15 protein-coding genes are annotated in these 20215 nt (G+C 71.3%); 2 read left to right on the top strand and 13 right to left on the bottom strand.

Features of this window, described 5'->3' with window-relative positions; all coding sequences use genetic code 11:
- Nucleotides 1-2: 2 nt before the first annotated feature.
- From AACH10_RS04580 to AACH10_RS04540, 9 genes are all read right to left on the bottom strand, one after another.
- Nucleotides 3-1193 carry a thiolase gene (locus AACH10_RS04580; RefSeq protein WP_341409167.1) on the bottom strand — a complete coding sequence of 397 codons (1191 nt, stop codon included), beginning with the start codon at nucleotides 1191-1193 and terminating at the stop codon, nucleotides 3-5.
- Nucleotides 1193-1615 (bottom strand): Zn-ribbon domain-containing OB-fold protein, encoded by a 423-nt coding sequence (locus tag AACH10_RS04575; protein ID WP_341409166.1) that lies wholly within the window; start codon nucleotides 1613-1615, stop codon nucleotides 1193-1195. Before AACH10_RS04575 ends, AACH10_RS04580 begins: the two co-directional genes overlap by 1 nt.
- A gap of 4 nt (nucleotides 1616-1619) precedes the next feature.
- The gene (locus tag AACH10_RS04570) at nucleotides 1620-2615 is read right to left on the bottom strand and encodes a Bug family tripartite tricarboxylate transporter substrate binding protein (RefSeq protein WP_341409165.1); all 996 of its coding nucleotides are present in this window, start codon (nucleotides 2613-2615) and stop codon (nucleotides 1620-1622) included.
- A 5-nt stretch (nucleotides 2616-2620) separates the two neighbouring features.
- Nucleotides 2621-3781, bottom strand: a complete 1161-nt coding sequence (locus AACH10_RS04565; protein ID WP_341409164.1) for an acyl-CoA dehydrogenase family protein — start codon at nucleotides 3779-3781, stop codon at nucleotides 2621-2623.
- A gap of 14 nt (nucleotides 3782-3795) precedes the next feature.
- The gene (locus tag AACH10_RS04560; RefSeq protein ID WP_341409163.1) at nucleotides 3796-4212 is read right to left on the bottom strand and encodes a MaoC family dehydratase; all 417 of its coding nucleotides are present in this window, start codon (nucleotides 4210-4212) and stop codon (nucleotides 3796-3798) included.
- A gap of 1 nt (nucleotide 4213) precedes the next feature.
- Entirely contained in the window at nucleotides 4214-4657 is a 444-nt protein-coding gene (locus AACH10_RS04555; RefSeq protein ID WP_341409162.1) for a MaoC family dehydratase N-terminal domain-containing protein, read from the bottom strand.
- 1 nt (nucleotide 4658) lies between these two features.
- Nucleotides 4659-5846, bottom strand: coding sequence for a lipid-transfer protein (locus AACH10_RS04550; protein WP_341409161.1), 1188 nt, complete (start codon nucleotides 5844-5846; stop codon nucleotides 4659-4661).
- 586 nt (nucleotides 5847-6432) lie between these two features.
- Entirely contained in the window at nucleotides 6433-6906 is a 474-nt protein-coding gene (locus AACH10_RS04545; protein WP_341409160.1) for a PaaI family thioesterase, read from the bottom strand.
- A gap of 92 nt (nucleotides 6907-6998) precedes the next feature.
- The gene (locus tag AACH10_RS04540; protein ID WP_341409159.1) at nucleotides 6999-8027 is read right to left on the bottom strand and encodes a transporter; all 1029 of its coding nucleotides are present in this window, start codon (nucleotides 8025-8027) and stop codon (nucleotides 6999-7001) included.
- A 108-nt stretch (nucleotides 8028-8135) separates the two neighbouring features.
- Here AACH10_RS04540 and ppk2 point away from each other — a divergent pair, with 108 nt between their 5' ends.
- Nucleotides 8136-9068, top strand: coding sequence for a polyphosphate kinase 2 (ppk2, locus tag AACH10_RS04535; protein WP_341409158.1), 933 nt, complete (start codon nucleotides 8136-8138; stop codon nucleotides 9066-9068).
- Nucleotides 9069-9097: 29 nt separating this feature from the next.
- On the opposite strand, the gene AACH10_RS04530 is transcribed toward ppk2, so the two are convergent.
- From AACH10_RS04530 to AACH10_RS04515, 4 genes are all read right to left on the bottom strand, one after another.
- Nucleotides 9098-9853, bottom strand: a complete 756-nt coding sequence (locus AACH10_RS04530) for an EF-hand domain-containing protein (protein ID WP_341409157.1) — start codon at nucleotides 9851-9853, stop codon at nucleotides 9098-9100.
- Between the two features lie 73 nt (nucleotides 9854-9926).
- A complete protein-coding gene (locus AACH10_RS04525; protein WP_341409156.1) occupies nucleotides 9927-10829 on the bottom strand; it encodes a winged helix-turn-helix domain-containing protein in 903 nt (300 codons plus the stop codon).
- Nucleotides 10830-10989: 160 nt separating this feature from the next.
- Nucleotides 10990-13026 (bottom strand): PAS domain-containing hybrid sensor histidine kinase/response regulator, encoded by a 2037-nt coding sequence (locus AACH10_RS04520; protein WP_341409155.1) that lies wholly within the window; start codon nucleotides 13024-13026, stop codon nucleotides 10990-10992.
- 136 nt (nucleotides 13027-13162) lie between these two features.
- Nucleotides 13163-14305, bottom strand: a complete 1143-nt coding sequence (locus AACH10_RS04515; RefSeq protein WP_341409154.1) for an ABC transporter substrate-binding protein — start codon at nucleotides 14303-14305, stop codon at nucleotides 13163-13165.
- A 202-nt stretch (nucleotides 14306-14507) separates the two neighbouring features.
- Here AACH10_RS04515 and uvrA point away from each other — a divergent pair, with 202 nt between their 5' ends.
- Nucleotides 14508-20213, top strand: a complete 5706-nt coding sequence (gene uvrA / locus AACH10_RS04510; protein ID WP_341409153.1) for an excinuclease ABC subunit UvrA — start codon at nucleotides 14508-14510, stop codon at nucleotides 20211-20213.
- Nucleotides 20214-20215 lie beyond the last annotated feature (2 nt).

Here is a 20215-nt window from a genome sequence, read left to right as displayed (position 1 = left end):
GCTCACAAGGTGTCGGATGTGCCGAGGATGGCCGTGGCCTGGCTGCTCAGCGTGCCGCCGTTGCCGTGGCACAGCGCCAGCTTGGCGTTCGCCACCTGGCGCTCGCCGCCCTGGCCGCGCAACTGGCGCACGCCCTCGATCAGCGTGTAGATGCCGTACATGCCGGGGTGCACGCAGCTCAGGCCGCCACCGTTGGTGTTGACCGCCAGCCGCCCGCCCGGGGCGATGGCGCCACCTTCCACAAACGATCCGCCTTCGCCCTTGGCGCAAAAGCCCAGGTCTTCCAGGAACAGGATGGTGTTGATGGTGAACGCGTCGTACAGCGCCACCACATCCATGTCCTTCGCGGCCAGGCCGGCCATGGCATAGGCCTGCGCGCCCGACTGGCTGGCCGAGGTGACGGTCAGGTCGTGCATGCTGCTGATCTGGCGGTTCCAGCAGGCGGTGGCCGCGCCCAGCACATGCACCGGCTTGTGCGGCAGGTCTTTCGCGCGGTCGCTGCGCACCAGCACCAGGGCGCCGCCGCCGTCGGTCACCAGGCAGCAGTCGCGCACGGTCAGCGGGTCGCTGATCATGCGGGCGTTCAGCACGTCGTCGATGCTCAAGGGGTCGCGCGTGAAGGCCTCTGGGTTCAGCCGCGCCCAGGCGCGTGCGGCCACGGCAACTTCAGCCAGCTGGCGCCGCGTGGTGCCGTACTGGTGCATGTGGCGCGAGGCGGCCAGTGCATAGGCGCTGGCGGGCATGAAGGGCTCGTACGGTTGCTCATACGGCTGCGGGTCCAGCGCGCGGCGGGCCTGGCCGATGGCGCTGCGGCTCAGCGTGCTGGTGCGTTGTGCACTGCCATAGCACACCAGCACGGCGTTGCACTGACCGCTGTCGAGTGCGCGGATGGCCGGCAGCAGGTGGGCGATGAAGCTGCTGCCGCCCAGCATGGTGCCGTCGATGTAGTTGGCGTTGATGCCCAGATGCTCGATGGCGGGCATCACCCACATCGAGGCGCCGGCGCTGCAGGTGGCGATGCCGTCGATGTCGTCCATGGTCAGGCCGGCATCGGCCACGGCCAGGCGGGCGGCGTTCGCCAGCAGCGACATGTCGTCGTGGCCATGGGCCTCGCCACAGCCGAAGGTGGCCACGCCGGCAATGGCGCAGCGGCCGCGCAGCGCGCGGTTGTCAGGGGTGCGGGCGGGGCGCATCAGGCGGCTCCTGCTGCGGTGGCGGCGATGGGGTCGCCCACGGGATCGAACAGCACCAGGCCCTTGCCCGACTGGCTGACCTGCACGCGCGCCTTCACGCGCTGGCCGATGCGCACCTCGGGAGGGGGCAGGCCCTCCACGCGGCTCATCAGGCGGCAGCCTTCGTCCAGGTCGATCAGCGCCACGTTGTAGTCGCCGCCCTCGGCGGGCTTTCGCCGCACCACGGTGGTGGCGTAGACCGTGCCGGTGCCGGCCGGCGCCTCGAAGGCCAGCGTGCCGCTGCCGCAGTGCGGGCACAGCTCGCGCGGCTGGAACACGGCCTGGCCGCAGCCGCCGCAGCGCTGGATCAGGAAGCGGCCCTGGTCCAGCGCGCGCTGGTAGGCCTGGTGGGCGTTGCCCGTGGGTTCGTTTGCGTCTGCCATGGTCTCAGTCCAGCTTGATGTTCAGATCCTTGATGAGCTTGGCGTACAGCGGCCCGTCCTTGCGGATCACCTCGGCAAAGGCGGCGGGCGTGCTGCCCACCGGCACCTGGCCCAGGTCATCGATGCGCTTGCTCACCTCGGGCAGGCGCGTGATGCGCGCGATCTCGCCCGACAGCTTGTTGACCACCAGCGTGGGTGTGCCGGCCGGCACGAAGAAGCCGAACCAGCCCTTGGGCTCGAACAGGCGATAGCCGGCCTCGGACAGCAGCGGCGCATCGGGCGCCATCTTCAGCCGCTCGGTGCCGGTGACGGCCAGCACCTTGAAGGCGCCCGACGCCACATGCGCGCGGGCCGTGCCGGCATCGACGAAGGCGGCGCTGATCTGGCCGCCCAGCAGGTCGTTGACCATGGGGGCCGCGCCCTTGTAGGGCACGTGCACCAGGTCCAGCCCGGCCTGCGCCTTCAGCGCCTCACCCTGGATGTGCGAGCTGCTGCCCGCGCCATAGGTGCCGTAGCTGTGCTTGCCCGGCTGGCTCTTGATCAGCTGCACGAACTCGGCAATGTTCTTCACCGGCAGCGTCTTGGGCACCGACAACAGGCTGGTGCTGGTGGCCAGCATGGACACCGGCATGAAGTCCTTGTACGGGTCGTAAGGCAGCTTCAGCAGCGTGGCACTCTGGATGATGGCGGTGATGCCCAGCAGCACGGTGTAGCCATCGGGCGCCGATTTGGCCACGAAGTCGTTGCCCAGCACGCCGGCGGCGCCGGGCTTGTTCTCCACCACCACGGGCTGGCCGAGGGATGTTTGCAGGTGCGTGGCCACCAGGCGCGCCAGGATGTCGGTGGCGCCGCCGGGCGCATAGGGCACCACCAGCTTGATGGGCTTGGCGGGCCAGGCCTGGGCCTGTGCCGCCATGGGCGCCAAGCCCAGGGAAGCCACTGCGGCGGCCAGACTGGCGGCCAGCGCGCGTCGGCGCGATCGGATCTTGAGCATAGGCATGCGCGTCACTTCTCCATCGCTCGCGCGATCAGTTCCTTCATCACCTCGTTGCTGCCGCCGTAGATGCGGCCCACGCGGGTGTCGGCGTACAGCCGCGCGATCGGGTACTCCATCATGTAGCCGTAGCCGCCGTGCAGCTGCACGCATTCGTCGACGATCTGGCACACGGCGTCGCTCACCCAGCACTTGGCAATCGCCGAGGTGGGCAGGTCGAGTTCGCCGCGCAGCGAGCGCGCCACCAGGTCGTTGACGAAGCTCTCGGCGATGGTGGCTTTCATCTGGCACTCGGCCAGCTTGAAGCGCGTGTTCTGCATGCTCATCAGCGTCTCGCCGAAGATGCTGCGCTGCTTCACATAGGCCACGGTCTCGGCGATGGCGCGCTGCATGGTGCCCACGCCGCCGGCGGCGATGATCAGGCGCTCGCGCGGCAGCTCTTCCATCAGCTGGATGAAGCCGCGGCCCTCCTGCGTGCCCAGCAGCTGGCTTTGCGGCACGCGCATGTCCTCGAAGAACAGCTCGGCCGTGTCCACCGTGTGCTGGCCCACCTTGTCCAGCAGCTTGCCGCGGCGAAAGCCCGGCGTGCTGGTGTCCACCAGCACCAGGCTCACACCCTTGCCGCCCTTTTCTTCGCCCGTGCGGCACACCAGCACCACCAGGTCGGCGTGGTAGCCGTTGGTGATGAAGATCTTGCTGCCGTTGATGACGTAGTCGCTGCCGTCCTTGACCGCGCGGGTGCGGATGGCCTGCAGGTCGGTGCCGGCGCCGGGCTCGGTCATCGCGATGGCGGCCACGCATTCGCCGGTGGCCATCTTCGGCAGGTAGTGCTGCTTCTGCGCCTCGGTGCCGTAACGCAGCAGGTACTGGGCCACGATGCCCGAGTGCACGCTGTTGCTGAAGCCGCCGGCCATCTGCCGCGCCCAGGTCTGCAGGATGACCATGTCGTGGCGGAAGTCACCGCCGCCGCCGCCGTATGCCTCGGGGATGCTGGCGCACAGCAGGCCGGCCGCGCCGGCCTTGTTCCACAGGCCGCGGTCGCCGTGCTTTTGCGCACGCCAGCGGGCGTCGTGCGGCAGCATCTCCTTCTCGGCGAACTTGGCGGCCGTGTCGGCCAGCATCTCCAGTTCGGGTGTCAGCCACTCGGGCTTGGGCGATGTGATCGTGCTCATGTCGTCATTCCCGTTCAGATCGCCACGACGGCATCACCCACCAGCTTCACCTGGCCGGCCTGGTTGACGGTCTTCAGTTCCAGCCGCGCACGGCACTCGCCGGCTTGCTCGAACAGCTCGGTGACGGTGCCGCTGCAGGTGATGGCATCGCCCACCTGGGTGATGGCGGTGAAGCGCACGCCGTACTCGCGCAGGCGCTGCTGGGGCACCCAGTTGGTGAGCAGGCGGCTCAGGTAGGCCATCGACAGCATGCCGTGGGCAAACACGTCGGGGTAGCCGGCGCGCTTGGCGAAGTCGATGTCCACGTGGATGGGGTTGTGGTCGCCCGAGGCGCCGCAGTACAGCGCCAGCGTCAGGCGCGAGACGGGCTCGGTGGTGAAGGCGGGCAGGGCGTCGCCCACCTTCAGGTCGTTCAGGTTCACGGTGCTCATCTCAGGCGTTCCTCACCACGGTGGTGCCGACCAGATCGGCCACATGCTCGCCACGCTGGTTGGTGACGCGGGTCTCGCGCACCACGAACTCCAGCGCGCCGCCCTTCTTGTCGTAGATGTCGGCAATGCGCTGCTGGAAGGTCAGCCGGTCGCCGGCATGGATGCCACCGTGGTACTTGAAGCGCTGTTCGCCGTGCAGCACCTTGGCGATGTCGATGTCCAGCAGGTCACGCAGGGCGCCAGGGTTGGGCGCGTCCATCTCCAGGCAGAACAGGAACGTGGGCGGCACCGGCAGGCCGGGGTGGCCCGCCGCCTTGGCCGCGTCTTCGTCGGTGTAAACCGGGTCGGTCTGGCCGATGGCCTTGGCGAAGAACTTCAACCGGCCTTTCTCGACGTCGACCGTGAACGGCGGCAGCTCGTGGCCGATGTAGGCTTTGTTCATCATCTCAATGACTCCGTTCGTACAAGGTGACGACGCAGGCGCCGCCCAGGCCCAGGTTGTGCTGCAGTGCCAGTCGCGCACCTTCCACCTGGCGTTGTTCGGCCTGGCCGCGCAGCTGCCAGGTCAGCTCGGCGCATTGCGCCAGGCCGGTGGCGCCCAGCGGATGGCCCTTGCTGAGCAGGCCGCCCGAGGGGTTGGTCACCACCCGGCCGCCATAGGTGTTGTCACCGTCGAGGATGAACTTCTCGGCCGTGCCCGGTGCAGTCAGGCCCAGGGCCTCGTAGGTCACCAGCTCGTTGGCGGTGAAGCAGTCGTGCAGTTCCACCACGTCGATGTCTTCGGGGCCGACGCCCGCGGCCTCGTACACCTTCTTCGATGCGGCCACCGCCATGTCGGCGCCCACCAGCTTGCGCATGTCGTGGCTGGCAAAGGTGCTGGCGGTGTCGGTGGTCATGGCCTGGGCGGCGATGCGCACACGCAGGTCCAGGCCGTGGCGGCGGGCGAAGTCTTCGCTGCAGACGATGGCCGCCGCAGCGCCGCAGGTGGGCGGGCAGCACTGCAGGCGCGTGAGCGGATCGAACACCATCGGCGAGGCCATCACCTCGTCCAGCGTGACGGTCTGGCGGAACACGGCCAGCGGGTTGCGCGCCGCATGCTGGCGCGCCTTGACCGAGATGCGCGCAAAGGTGCTGGCGGCGATGCCATGCTCGGCCATGTAGGCCCGCGCCGCGCCGCCGAAGAACTGCGCCGCGCGGGGCAGGGCCTCGTCGTAGCCCTGGTCTTCGGCCATGGTGTCCAGAAAGCGCGCCAGCGGGCTGGGCCGGTCGGTCCAGGCGCCTTTCAGCGGGCCGGGCACCATCTGCTCGAAGCCGAGTGCCAGCGCACACTCGATGGCGCCCGAGGCCACGGCCTGGCGTGCCAGGAACAGCGCGGTGGAGCCGGTGGCGCAGTTGTTGTTGACGTTGACCACCGGCACGCCGGTCAGGCCCACGTCGTACACCGCCGCCTGGCCGGCGCACGAGTCGCCGAACACATAGCCGACGTAGGCCTGCTCCACGCGCTCGATGGGCACGCCGGCATCGGCCAGTGCGCGGCGCGCGGCCTCGGCGCCCATCTGCGGATAGGGCGCGCTGGCGCCCGGCTTGGTGAACGGGATCATGCCCACGCCCACCACGTACACGGCGTTGCCCATGCCTTTGTCTCCTTCGCGGCTCAGGTTCTGGTTTGAGTGTGCGCGCCGGGATCTTGTTGGGGCAATGGCAGGGAGGGTGGCTGGGGATTGGCCGAAACGCTCAGGCTTTTGTGTGGGTTTACGAGGAGTTTCGCGCTGCTTTCGTCGGAGCGAGCCAAGCCGTGCCCGGGTGTCCGGCGCCGCTCAACTGCGCTGGTCCGATGCTGCGCATCGGACTTCGCTGCGGTGCTCGAAGGCGTGGCGGCGCATCGCAACTCGCGCCGTTCGCTGACGCTCACTGTGCTCGGACAAGCGATGCGAGTCAGAGGTCGATGCGGGCTCACGCCCGCCGCCACGCCTCCTGCGCGCCTCGCCAGCGCAGATTCGCTGCGCCGGACACCCGGGCACGGCTTGGCGGCACGGTTTCCGCATGCGGCTCGTGCCTTGTCACGGTGTCTCGGGACGAGGACGCCGGGTAGCCGTCCGGCGTAAGTCAAGGAGGAGCCGAGGTGCGGGAGCACCTTGGCGGGGGACATGGAGCCGGGCGGCTACCCGGCGGCCTTGGCCGTGTGCCGACCCCGGCAAGCAGACAGCAACAAGGATGAGATCAAACCCGCCCCGGCCCATCCCCCGTCGCCGGCGCCCGATACCGGAACGTGCCCATGCTCTTGGCCACCACATGGCCATGCTCGTCGTGCACCTCGGCCTCGCAGAAGCACACCGAGCGGCCGCCGCCGGTGGCCTTGCCGGTGGCGGACAGGCGGCCCGAGGCCGGATGCATGAAGGCGATGTGCATGTCCACCGTCACCACCTCGCGGCTGTAGTCGATGCGGCTCAGCGCGGCGTGGGCCATTGCGCAGTCCAGCAGCGTCATCAACACGCCGCCGTGGCCACCGCCGTGGTTGTTGCACAACTCGGGCCGCAGATCCAGCTCGATCAGCGCCTCGCCATGGTCGGCGCGCACGCGGCGCACGCCCAGGTGCTCGATGAAAGGCACATGCCGGTCGCGGCCATGCAGGGCCTTGGCCGGGGAGGCTGCAGCGGGTTGGGCGGTCGAGGTGGCGGTCTTGGTCGGGCTCATGCACTCGCGAGCATGCCGCAGCGGCCCGCCGGCCGCGATGGCCGGCCCGCCCGGTGGCATTGGCCGAAACGATCAGCCCGGCACTGGGCGCCTCAGCTGCGCCGTGGTCGCAGGCGCCACAGCACCAGTCCGGCGATGGCCGCGGTCAGCACCGCGATGATGGCCAGCATGGCCCAGAAGCCGTGCGGGTGGTCGGCCAGCGGGATGCCGCCCACGTTCATGCCCATCAGGCCGGCGATCAGATTGATCGGCAGCGCCAGCACCGTCACCATGGTCAGCACGAACAGGCTGCGGTTGTTCTCCTCGGCCACACGGGTGGCAGCCTCGTCCTGCATCAGCTTGATGCGCTCCTGCACCGCGCCCACGTCGCGCAGCACCAGCGCGAACTCCTCGCTGGCGTGATTGAGGCCTTGCCGGTCGGGGCCCGACACCCAGCGCGGCGGGTTGGCCAGCGTGCGCATCAGCGCGCCGGGCTCGGGGGCCAGCAGGCGCTGCAGCCGCACCATCAGGCGCCGCAGCCGGCCCAACTCGGCGGTATGGCGCTCGTGGTGGCCGGCCAGCACGGCGTCCTCGATGTCGTCGAGCCGGTTGGCCACGCGGCGCACGATGCGCTGCAGTTCGTCGGCCTGGTCGCGCAGCAGGTGGTCCAGCAGCGCCAGGCTGGTGTCCAGCGTGTCGCCGCGCTTGACCGCCATGCGCAGCCGGTCGATCGAGCGCAGCGGGTGGCGCCGCGCGCTCACCACCAGGCGCTCGGTCACCCACACCCACAGCGTGGCCACATCGCTGGCGTCGAAGCTGAAGTCGTAGGTGACATCGTTGATCACCGCGAACAGCGCGTCGCCCTCGCGCTCGATGCGCGTGGCGCGCGAGCCCTCGCTCAGGTCCTCGAAGAACGAATCCTCCAGCCCGGCATGGCGGCGCAGCCAGGGCTCGGCGCCGGTGTGGCCCAGGTTGAAGTGCAGCCACACGAAGCCGCCGGGCGGGGCCTCCAGCACCTCGTCGCCAGGGCCCAGCGCGGGCAGGGCCTCGGGCGCCTGGCCCGGCGCGCAGCGGTAGCCGCAGATCAGGCCGTGCTCGTCGGCGCCATAAGCCGGCAGGGGGTGGGTCAGGGGGGTGCTCATCGTCGGGGGTGGGCGATGCTGGCACGGGCCTGTGTCACGGTGATGTCACACACAAGGCCAAGCATCCGGCTTTCGATCGCCGGCCCATTGTGGCCGCCTGCCGCTGCCATGCCCCTGAATCCGGAACACGATGACCTGATGGCGCGCATCCGCGCCGACCTGCTCGACGGCTACGACGAGGAGCTCGAACTCGAGATCGAGGACCGCACCGTCGACGATGCCCTGGCGCAGCTGGAGCGCGAGACTCCGGCCGACGACGCCGGCACGCGCAGCGCGCGCGTGGCCTACTTCCGCGAGCTGTTCCGCCTGCAGCGCGAGCTGGTGACGCTGCAGGACTGGGTGGCCCACACGCGGCAGAAGGTGGTGATCCTGTTCGAGGGCCGCGACGCGGCCGGCAAGGGCGGCGCCATCAAGCGCATCACGCAGCGGCTGAACCCGCGCGTGTGCCGCGTGGTGGCGCTGCCGGCACCCAACGACCGCGAGAAGACCCAGTGGTACTTCCAGCGCTACGTGCCGCACCTGCCGGCGGCCGGCGAGATGGTGCTGTTCGACCGCAGCTGGTACAACCGCGCCGGCGTCGAGCGGGTGATGGGCTTTTGCTCCGACGACGACGTGGAGGAGTTCTTCCGCTCGGTGCCGGAGTTCGAGCGCATGCTGGTGCGATCGGGCATCCGGCTGATCAAGTACTGGTTCTCGATCACCGACGAGGAGCAGCATGTGCGCTTCCTCGGCCGCATCCACGATCCGCTGAAGCAGTGGAAGCTGAGCCCGATGGACCTGGAAAGCCGCCGCCGCTGGGAGGCCTACACCGCCGCCAAGGAGGCCATGCTCGAGCGCACCCACATTCCCGAGGCGCCGTGGTGGGTGGTGCAGGCGGTGGACAAGAAGCGCGCGCGGCTGAACTGCATCGCGCACCTGCTCGGCCAGTTCAGCTACCACGAGGTCGAGCGCGCGCCGGTGCACCTGCCACCGCGCGAGCGCCACGCCGACTACGTGCGCCACCCGGTACCGCCGGAGATGTTCGTCCCCGAGCGCTACTGAGCCGGCGCGCGCGGCGGCGCGGCAGCGCCTCAGGCGGTGGCGGTCAGGCTGCTGGTCGCCGACACCTGCGAGGCGGCATAGGCCGCATAGGCCTGGGCGATCTTCTCGATCATGGCCTTGGCGTCGAAGCTGGCGGTGCTGTTGCCGGATGTGGTGCCGGACGTGCTGCCGGTGGTGCTGGTGCCGGTGCTGTCCTCGTCGCTGCTGCTGGCGGCGGGCGGCGGGCCGCCATGGTGGCCGTGCGGGCCCTGCGGGCCTTGCGTGGCCTGCGTGCCGCTGGTGGCGTCGGTGCCTTCGCTGGCACTGGCGCGCTCGGCCTCGTGCGCGGCCATCATCTGGTCGCGCATCGCGCTGATCTCGTCGCTGCTCAGGCTGCCGTCGCCGCTGGTGTCGATGGCCGAAAAGAAGGACTGGGCCGCCTCGCTGGCGCTGTCCAGGCCGAACTCGCTGCCCGAGACGCTGCCGTCGCCGTCGCTGTCCAGCGAGGCGATCGGGTCGGGCGGCGGGCCGCCGGCGCCTTCCGCCCCGCCCATGCCACCCATGCCGGCAAACTGCATCGTCGACATGCCCGACATCGCGCTGCCGCCGCTGGCGGCATCGGGCGGCGGGCCCGGGGGCGGGCCGCTGCGGCCGGCCTCGCCGGCCTGCTGGGCGATGGCGGCAAAGCTGCTGCCGCTGGTGCCCTGGGTGCTGCCACTGGCCGTGGCCTGGCTGGCCGCCCGGTTGAGGGCCTGCATGGCCCAGGCCTGGCTGGCCTGCATCGAGGAGGAGGAGGAGACTTGCATCGTGAACCTTTCGTGCGTCGGTCGATGAGGTGAGCCGGTGTGCCGTCGGCCCGCCAAGCTCGGTCACTGGCGGTCACGGAGTGCCGGTGATGTGATCCTCGGCGCGGTCTGTCAATCCGGTGTCGCCATCGTGTGAGGCGCTTGACACCATCGGCGCCTGGCTCAGCACAACACTGTCGTGGAGCGGCAGAAAACAGTAGCCCTGGCCGCGCACCGTGCGGATCAGACGCGGTGACACCGGGTCGTCGCCCAGCGTGCGGCGCAGGCGCGAGACCAGCAGGTCGATGCTGCGGTCGCGCTGCGCATGGGCGGCGCCCAGCGCCAGCTCCAGCAGCTCGCTGCGGCCCAGCGGCCGGCCCGGGCGCTGCATCAGCGCGCGCAGCAGGCGGAACTCGCTGGGCGACAGCGGGATGAAGCGTTCCGGCGGCGCCGCGTCGGGCTCCGGGGCCGAGGGCGGCGTGTGCACCCCGCGGCGGGCGGGGTCGAGCCGCCAGCCGCCGCTGCCGCGGGCCTCGGGCGGCAGCCCGAGACGGTCCTCGCGGTGGCGGCGCAGCAGGGCGCTGACGCGGGCGCGCAGCTCGCGCGGCCCGCACTCGCCATCCACCACCGCGTCGGCGCCCAGTTCCAGCGCCACGGCGCGGTCGGTGGCGTCGGCATGGGGTTGCAGCACGATCACCGGCAGACGCGGGGCCGCGTCGCGCAGGCCGCGCAGGCGCTGCCAGGCATCGCCGCCGCCGTGGCCGGCCCGTGCATCGCGCGCCGTCGTGGCGCGCGGGCTCATCAGCACCAGGTCGAAGCCGCGGGCCGGCGCCAGGGCGATGGCCTCGGCCTCGGTGGTGGTGTGCACGCGGTGGCCATGCGGGCGCAGGCATTGCGCCAGCCATTGCTGCATGCGTGCGTCGGGGTCGACCACCAGCACCCGTGCAGGAACGGACGGCGCGGCGGGCTCGGGCAGGGAATGGGCAGTGGCGGACATGGCAGCAACGGTACGCGGCCGGCGGGGCCCGCCAAGGCGCGATCAGTCGGCCCGCCGAAGGGCTATTTACCTGGCGTTCACCGGCCAGCAACATGGGCCGTCCGCCACGCCCTCCCGCACGCCCCGCCGCGCAAGGCAGGGCGTGCGGGGGGCGCGGGCGTCAGGCGGCCAGCCAGCGCGCCAGGCGGCGGCGCAGCGTGTCCAGCTGCAGCGGCTTGGTCAGCACGCCGTCCATGCCGGCGGCACGGCAGGCGGCATGGTCCTCGGGGCTGGCGTGGGCAGTCAGCGCCACGATGGGCGCGCCGGGCCAGCGCTGCTCGCGCTGCAGCGCCCGCAGGCGGCGGGTGGTCTCCAGGCCGTCCATGCCGGGCAGCTGCAGATCCATCAGCACCAGCGCGGGCGGCTGCTCCATGCAGGCGGTGAGCGCCGAGGCGCCGTTGCCGGCCAGCGTGGGCCGCAGGCCCAGTGCGCGCAGCAGCTCCTGGCCGACGAGCTGGTTGACCTCGTTGTCCTCCACCAGCAGCACGTTGGCCGAGGGCTGCAACGCCGGCTCGGCATGGCGTGTGCCGCTGCTGTGGCCGCCCAGGCCGTCGTCGGTGCAGGTGAGGATGTGGCGCAGCTGGCGCGGCGTCAGCGGCGCCACCAGCGGGCGCATCTGCAGCGCGGCGGCGGTGGTCTCCAGCGCGGTGTCGCGCCAGTCGGGGCGCACCAGCAGGCGCATCTGCGCGTCGGGCAGGGTGCGGCGCAGTGCCGGCAGGTCCACGTCGGCATGCAGCGCCGGCTCGGCCAGCAGCACCAGGTCGGGTGGCGGCGCGTCGTCGCGCTCGGCCTGCCGGGCCAGCGCGGTGGCGGCGTCCACGCTGTCGAGCACCTGCGTCTGCCAGCCCAGGCGGGCCAGGCGCTCGGCCAGCCACTGGCCCGCGCTTTCGCGGTGGTAGACCAGCCAGGCCAGGCCTGGCGCCGATGCGGGCGGCTCGGCCGGCTGGGCTGGGGCCTCGGCCTCGTCCAGGCACAGGCGCAGCGTGAACACCGAGCCGCCCTGCGCCGGGCAGTCCAGCGTCAGCTGGCCGTGCATGGCCTCGGCCAGCAGCGTGGCGATGGCCAGGCCCAGGCCGGCGCCGCCATGGCCGCGCGACAGGCTCTCGTCGCCCTGCACGAAGGGCTCGAACACCTGGGCACGGCGCTCCGGCGGGATGCCGGGGCCGGTGTCGGCCACCTGCACCTCCAGCGCCACGCGGCCGTCGTCGGTGCGGCGCGACACGCCACGCAGGCTCACCGAGCCCTGCGGCGTGAACTTCAGTGCATTGCCCAGCAGGTTGGTGACGATCTGGCGCAGGCCGCCGGGGTCGCCCATCAGCCAGTGCGCGTCGCCCACCCAGTCGAACATCAGCAGCAGGTCGCGTTGGCGCGCCAGCGGCATCACCGCGCGCAGCGTGTCGGCCAGCGCCTGCGTGGCGTCGAAGGGCTTGCGGCGCAGGTCGGCATGGCCCGACTCGATGCGCGAGAGGTCCAGCACGTCGCTGATGGTCTGCAGCAGGGCCTGGCCCGACTGGTGCGCGGCGCTGAGGAAGCGCTGCAGCTCGGGCGTGTCGGCGCTGCGCAGCGCCAGCTCGGTGAGGCCCAGCACGCCGTTCAGCGGCGTGCGGATCTCGTGGCTCATGTGCGCCAGGAAGCGGCTCTTGGCCGCGGCGGCGCGTTCGGCCTCCTGGCGGCGCTGCTCGGCCAGGGCCAGCGCGGCCTCCAGGCGGGCGGTGCGCTCCTGCACCAGGGCTTCCAGCGCCTGCTGCTGGGCGGCCAGGTCCAGCCGGGCCAGCTTTTCCTGGTGCACGTCGGTGACGGCGCCGCTGACGAAGGCGGGGCGGCCATCGTCGGCCGGCCACACCTGGCCGCGCCCGCGCACCCAGCGCCACTGGCCGGCCGCGTCGCGCACGCGGATCTCGTAGTCGAAGGGGCCGCCGCGGCCCAGCGCCTGGCGGTAGGCGGCCAGCACGCTGGCGCGGTCATCGGGGTGGATGTGCCCGCGCACCAGGCGGGCGGGCAGCAGGGTGGCGTTGGGATCGAACCCGAACAGGCTGCGGAGACTGGCCGATTGCCACAGGTCTCCGTTGCGCAGGTCGTGTTCCCAATAGCCGTCTCGCGACGAGGCGAGTGCGCGCTGGCAGCGCAGCAATGAAGGCGTTTGGGCGTCAGCGGTCATCCGTACAGCGACGAGCTCGGCCCGCGGCCGTTTCTCGGCTCGATGCGGATCCACTCCCTTCCCCCGGCGACTCTAACACCCGTAACCACGTGTTTCCACCGGTTGCGGTACCGCTTTCAGGCGCGGCGGCCGGCGCTCAGCGCTTGAAGCGTCCGTCGGCGCCGACGATCGACAGGTCGGCGTAGTCCAGGCCGCTGTGGTCGCTGGCGCTGTAGCTCAGCTCCAGCCCGCCCAGGTTGTAGCGGGTCAGGCCGTCCAGCGCCCGCTGCAGGCCGGTGCGGGTGAGGTCGCGCGCGGCGGCGGCGCGGCGCAGGCCCTCCAGCAGCACCTTGGCGCTGGCATAGCCTTCCAGCAGGGCCGGCGTCACCTCGCCGGCCAGCTGCGGGTACTGCGCCACCAGGTCGTGCGCCTCCTTGACCAGCGGCACGGCCAGCGCCCGTTCGCTGGGCAGCACCTGGCTGACGATCACGCCATGCGCCAGCGGGCCCAGCGACTTGACGAAGCCGGCCGAGGCGTTGTTCGACAGCGTGGCCAGCTGCGCGGCGCTGCCGGCCGCGCGCAGGGCCTTGATGCCGTCGACCACGGCCGTGCCCGAGCCCAGGAACAGCACCGCCTGCGCATCGGCGGCCAGCAGCTGCTTGACCACCGGCGCGAAGTCGGGCTTGCTGCGGTCGTACTTGAGGTGCGCCACCGGCTTCAGCGTGGCGCCGAAGCCGCGCAGCGCGCCGGCCGCGGCGGCGTCACCGAAGCTGTCGGCCACCTGCACGATGGCCAGCCGCGACACGCCCACCTGCACCAGGTGGCGCACGATGCGCTCGGCCTCGCGCTGGTAGGAGGCGCGCACGTTGTAGACCCAGGGGTTGACCGGCTGGTGCAGCAGCATCGCGCCGGTGCTGGGGCCCACCAGAGGCAGCTTGGCCTGGGCCAGCACCGGCAGGATGGCCTGGTTGTGCGGCGTGCCGCGCGTGAGGAACAGCGAGATCACCCCCTCGTCGGCCAGCTTCCGGGCGTTGGCGGCGGCCTGTTCGGGCTCGAAGCGGTCGTCCAGCTGCACCAGCTCGACCTTCTGCCCCCCGATGCCGCCCTGGGCATTGACCTGGGCGAAGGCCAGCCGCGCACCGGCGGTGGCTTCCTTCACCGTGGCCGCCACGGCGCCGGTGAGGCCGGCCGTCTGGCCCACGCGCAGCTGGGCCTGTGCCGCGGCCGGCCAGGCCAGCATGGCCCCCGCCAGGCCCAGCGAGGCGGCCATTGCGCACACGACCCTGCGACTCTTGTTCATCGCCCACTGCCTCCGATGATCCGCGGAGGCGCGATTGTGTGACCAATCGCATGGGCCGCCGCCTACGTGCTGACCCTCGGTGGACGGTGCGCCGACGGGGAGGGCGTGCCGGCCGGCGGGGCTTGGGGGTGGCGTCCGCCGCCGCCGGGAGCGCCTGCCTAGAATGGTCCGCCCCCACCCCTGCGCCACCCGCATCCACACCATGTCCTCCGGCCTGATCCGCATCCGTGGCGCCCGTCAGCACAACCTGAAGAACCTCGACCTGGACATCCGCACCGGCGAGCTGACGGTGGTGACCGGGCCCAGCGGCTCGGGCAAGAGCAGCCTGGTGTTCGACACCCTGTATGCCGAGGGCCAGCGGCGTTATGTCGAGACCTTCAGCGCCTATGCGCGCCAGTTCCTCGACCGCATGGACCGGCCGGCGGTGGACAAGGTGGACGGCGTGCCGCCGGCCATCGCCATCGACCAGACCAACCCGGTGCGCACCAGCCGCAGCACGGTCGGCACGATGACCGAGCTGAACGACCACCTGAAGCTGCTGTTCGCCCGCGCCGCCGAGCTGTTCGACCGCCAGACCGCCCAGCGCGTGCGCCACGACACGCCCGAGACCATCTACGCCGACCTGTGCGCCCGCGCCGCCGATGCGGGCGACCCGCGCGTGGTGATCACCTTCCCGGTCGAGCTGCCGGCCACGGTGACGCCGGCCGAGGTGGAACAGTGGTTGAGCGCCAGCGGCTTCACGCGCGTGCAGGCCGAGCGCGTGGTTGAGAACCGAAAGATCCTGGATGTGGTGGCCGACCGCATCCGCCTGGGCAACGCCGAGAAGCCGCGCGTGCTGGAGGCCATCGAGACCGCCATCCGCCGCGGCAGCGGCCGGGTCAACGTCTACGTGCTGAAGGACGAGGGCGAGTCCGCGCTGTGGCGCTACTCAACCGGCCTGCACTGCCCCGACAGCGACCTGCGCTATGCCGAGCCGCAGCCGGCGCTGTTCAGCTTCAACTCGGCCTTCGGTGCCTGCGAGACCTGCCGCGGCTTCGGCCGCGTGATCGGCGTCGACTTCGGCCTGGTGATCCCCGACCACAAGAAGACGCTGCGCGGCGGCGCCATCAAGCCGCTGCAGACGCCGGCCTGGGCCGAGTGCCAGGACGACCTGATCAAGTACGCCGGCGAGGCCGGCATCCCGCGCGACACGCCCTGGCTGCAGCTCAGCGACACGCAGCGCCACTGGGTCATCGAGGGCAGCCCGCACTGGACCGGCAACTGGAACAAGCAGTGGTACGGCGTGCGCCGCTTCTTCGAGTACCTGGAGAGCAAGGCCTACAAGATGCACATCCGCGTCTTGCTGTCCAAGTACCGTAGCTACACGCCCTGCCACGCTTGCGGCGGCGCGCGGCTGAAGACCGAGGCCTTGCAGTGGCGCATCGGCAGCCAGGCCGATGCCGACGCGGCGATGGACGGCGGCCGCTACCAGCGCTTCCTGCCGGTGGGCGTGGACTGGACGCGCGCGCAGCTCGACGCGCTGCCGGGCCTGGCCCTGCACGACCTGATGCTGCTGCCCATCGAGCGGCTGAAGCGCTTCTTCGATGGCCTGAGCCTGCCCAGCACCCTACTGGACGAGGCGCTGAAGATGCTGCTCGACGAGGTGCGCACGCGGCTGAAGTACCTGTGCGACGTGGGCCTGGGCTACCTGACGCTGGACCGCCAGAGCCGCACGCTCAGCGGCGGCGAGGTGCAGCGCATCAACCTGACCACGGCGCTGGGCACCAGCCTGGTCAACACCATGTTCGTGCTGGACGAGCCCAGCATCGGCCTGCACCCGCGCGACATGAACCGCATCGTCGAGGCCATGCAGCGCCTGCGCGATGCCGGCAACACGCTGGTGGTGGTGGAACACGACCCGGCCGTGATGCTGGCCGCCGACCGCCTGATCGACATGGGCCCCGGCCCCGGCGAGCGCGGCGGTCAGATCGTGTTCGACGGCACGCCCGACAGCGCACGCACGGCCGACACGCTGACCGGCGCCTACCTGGGCGGGCGCAAGCAGGTGGGCCTGGGCCTGCGCCGCTTCGTGGCCGAGAACACGCCCAAGCTGATCGTCGAGGGCGCGCGCGAGCACAACCTGCGTGGCATCGACGTGGCCTTCCCGCTGCAACGGCTGACCGTCGTCACCGGCGTGTCGGGCTCGGGCAAGAGCACGCTGGTGCAGGACATCCTGGTGCCGGCGCTGCTGCGCCACTTCGGCCAGGCCACCGAGGCCCCTGGTGCGCATGAGCGCCTGCTGGGCGCCGACTGGCTGGCCGATGCGGTGTTCGTCGACCAGAGCCCGATCGGCAAGACCGCGCGCAGCAACCCGGTCAGCTACGTGGGCGCCTGGGACGAGATCCGCAAGCTGTTCGCGCTGGCGCCGCTGGCGGTGGAGCGCAAGTACACGGCCGGCATGTTCAGCTTCAATGCCGGTGACGGGCGCTGCCCCACCTGCGGCGGCTCGGGCTTCGAGCATGTGGAGATGCAGTTCCTCTCCGACGTGTACCTGCGCTGCCCCGACTGCGATGGCCGGCGCTTCCGGGCCGAGATGCTGGAGGTGAAGCTGGTGCGCGGCAGCTACGCGCTCAGCGTGGCCGATGTGCTGGACCTCACCGTGGCCGAGGCCACCGTGGTCTTCAGCGGCGACCCGGCGGTGGTGGCGCGGCTGCAGCCCATCGTCGACGTGGGCCTGGACTATGTGCGCCTGGGCCAGCCGGTGCCCACGCTCAGCGGCGGCGAGGCCCAGCGCCTGAAGCTGGCGGGCTTCCTGGCCGAGGCGGCCAGCAACCCCAAGCAGGCGGTGGCCAAGAAGGGCACGCTGTTCCTGTTCGACGAGCCCACCACCGGCCTGCACTTCGACGACATCGCCAAGCTGATGCGCAGCCTGCGCAAGCTGCTCGATGCCGGCCATTCGCTGATCGTCATCGAGCACAACCTCGACGTGATCCGCAGCGCCGACTGGATCGTCGATCTGGGCCCCGAAGGCGGCGAGGGCGGTGGTCTGGTGGTGGCCACCGGCACGCCCGAAGACCTGCGCGCCCACCCCAGCAGCCACACCGGTGCGGCACTGCGCGACTACGACCGCGACCTGGGCACCGGCACGCCGCAGGCCGAGGAGGGCCGGCCGCTGCAGCTGCTGGCCAAGGCGCGGCGCGATGCGCAGCGTGCGCTGAACGCCGCGCACGACGAGGCCATCCGCATCGTCAACGCCCGCGAGCACAACCTCAAGAGCCTGAACGTCGACATCCCGCGCGGCAAGTTCAGCGTCATCACCGGCGTGTCGGGCTCGGGCAAGAGCACGCTGGCCTTCGACATCCTGTTCAATGAGGGCCAGCGCCGCTACCTGGAAAGCCTGAACGCCTACGCCCGCAGCATCGTGCAGCCGGCCGGCCGGCCCGAGGTGGATGCGGTCTACGGCATCCCGCCCACGGTGGCCATCGAGCAGCGCCTGTCCCGCGGCGGACGCAAGAGCACGGTGGCCACCACCACCGAGGTGTGGCACTTCCTGCGCCTGCTGTGGGTGAAGCTGGGCATCCAGCGCTGCATCCACGACGGCGCCGAGGTGCGGCCGCAGAGCGTGGAGAGCATCGCCGCGCAGATCCTGCGCGACCACAAGGGCCAGCACGTGGGCCTGCTGGCGCCGCTGGTGGTCAACCGCAAGGGCGTCTACACCGATCTGGCCAAGTGGGCCAAGGCGCGCGGCCACACCCACCTGCGTGTGGACGGCGAGTTCATCAAGACCGACCCCTGGCCGCGGCTCGACCGCTTCAAGGAGCACACGCTGGAGCTGCCGGTGGCCGACTTCGTGGTCGACCTGGCCGACGAGGCCGCGCTGCGCGAGGCCCTGGCCAAGGCGCTGGATCTCGGCAAGGGCGTGCTGCACCTGCTGAGCCCGCTGGACGGCCTGGCCGCGGCGATGGAGGCTGGCGAGCCCACGCTGGGCATCGGCACGCTGAAGGTGTTTTCCACCAAGCGCGCCTGCCCGCAGTGCGGCACCAGCTACCCCGAGCTGGACCCGCGCATGTTCAGCTACAACAGCAAGCACGGCTGGTGCACCGGCTGCGTGGGCACCGGCCTGACGCTGACCCGCGAGCAGCGCAAGGCGCTGGACGACAGCGTGCGCGACGACAACGACAAGGGCCGCGAGCAGAGCTTCGCCAGCGACGAGGTCGAGCTCGAAGGCGTGTCGGGCGAGCCCTGCCCCGACTGCCAGGGCACGCGCCTGAACCCCACGGCGCGCGCCATCCGCTTCGACGCCCATGCGATCACCGAGGTGGCGCAGTGGTCGGTGGGCGATGCGCGGCAGTGGGTGCAGGGCCTGCGGCTGGAAGGCCGCGACGCCGCCATCGCCCGCGACGTGGTGACCGAGATCGCCAACCGCCTGCAGTTCCTGGAAGAGGTGGGCCTGGGCTACCTGACGCTGGACCGCGCCGCGCCCACGCTCAGCGGCGGCGAGGCGCAGCGCATCCGCCTGGCCGCTCAACTCGGCAGCAACCTGCAGGGCGTGTGCTACGTGCTGGACGAGCCCACCATCGGCCTGCACCCGCGCGACAACGGCATCCTGCTGAAGGCGCTGGGGCGCCTGAGCGAGCAGGGCAACACCCTGGTGGTGGTGGAGCATGATGAAGACACCATCCGGCGCGCCGACCACATCATCGACATCGGCCCCGGCGCGGGCAAGCGCGGTGGCCGGCTGATCGCGCAGGGGCAGGCGGCCGACCTGGCCGCACACCCCGATTCACTGACCGGCCGCTACCTGGCCCGGCCGCTGACCCACCCGATGCAGCCGCGGCGCATCGTCAACCGCGCCACCTTCCAGCTGCAGCTGCGTGGCGCCCACCTGCACAACCTGCGGCAGGTGGACATCGACGTGCCACTGCAGCGCCTGGTGGCGGTGACCGGCGTCAGCGGCTCGGGCAAGAGCACGCTGGCGCGTGACGTGCTGCTGGCCAATGTGCAGGCCGCCGTGGCCATGAAGGGCAGCAAGGCCGGCCGCGACGCGCTGGCCGCAGGCGAGCGGCCGGCCGGCGGCTGGGTGGGCTGCACGGGCCTGGCGGGCTTCGACCCCGTGGACCGCGTGCTCGAGGTCGACCAGACGCCGATTGGCAAGACGCCGCGCAGCTGCCCGGCCACCTACATCGGCTTCTGGGACGCCATCCGCAAGCTCTTTGCCGAGACGCTGGAGGCCAAGGCGCGCGGCTATGCGCCGGGGCGCTTCAGCTTCAACACCGGCGATGGCCGCTGCCCCAGCTGCGAGGGTCAGGGCGTGCGCACCATCGAGATGAGCTTCCTGCCCGATGTGAAGGTGCCCTGCGACAGTTGCCACGGCCAGCGCTTCAACCCCGAGACGCTGGCGGTGAGCTGGCGCGGCAAGAGCATCGGCGACGTGCTGCAGATGAGCGTGGACGAGGCGGTGGAGTTCTTCGCCAGCATGCCCGGCATCGCGCACCCGCTGCAGCTGCTACAGGACGTGGGCCTGGGCTACCTGACGCTGGGCCAGCCCAGCCCCACGCTGAGCGGCGGCGAGGCCCAGCGCATCAAGCTGGTGACCGAGCTGAGCAAGGTGCGCGACGACGTGACCCGCCGCGGCCAGAAGCCCCCGCACACCCTGTACGTGCTGGACGAGCCCACCGTGGGCCTGCACATGGCCGACGTGGCCCGCCTGATCCACGTGCTGCACCGCCTGGTGGCCGGCGGCCACAGCGTGGTGGTGATCGAGCACGACCTCGACGTGATCGCCGAGGCCGACTGGGTCATCGACATGGGGCCCGAGGGCGGCACCGGGGGCGGTACCGTGGTGGCGGCTGGTGCACCAGAACTGCTGGTGGCGCAAGGCACGCACACCGGGGTGGCGTTGAAGCCGGTGCTGGCGCGCGCGGCCTGAGT

The sequence above is a fragment of the Pseudaquabacterium inlustre genome, from assembly GCF_038066595.1.
GTDB classification, from domain to species: domain Bacteria; phylum Pseudomonadota; class Gammaproteobacteria; order Burkholderiales; family Burkholderiaceae_C; genus Pseudaquabacterium; species Pseudaquabacterium inlustre.
The sequence above is the reverse complement of the archived record's forward strand: the minus strand, read 5'-3'. Positions and strand labels throughout refer to the sequence as shown.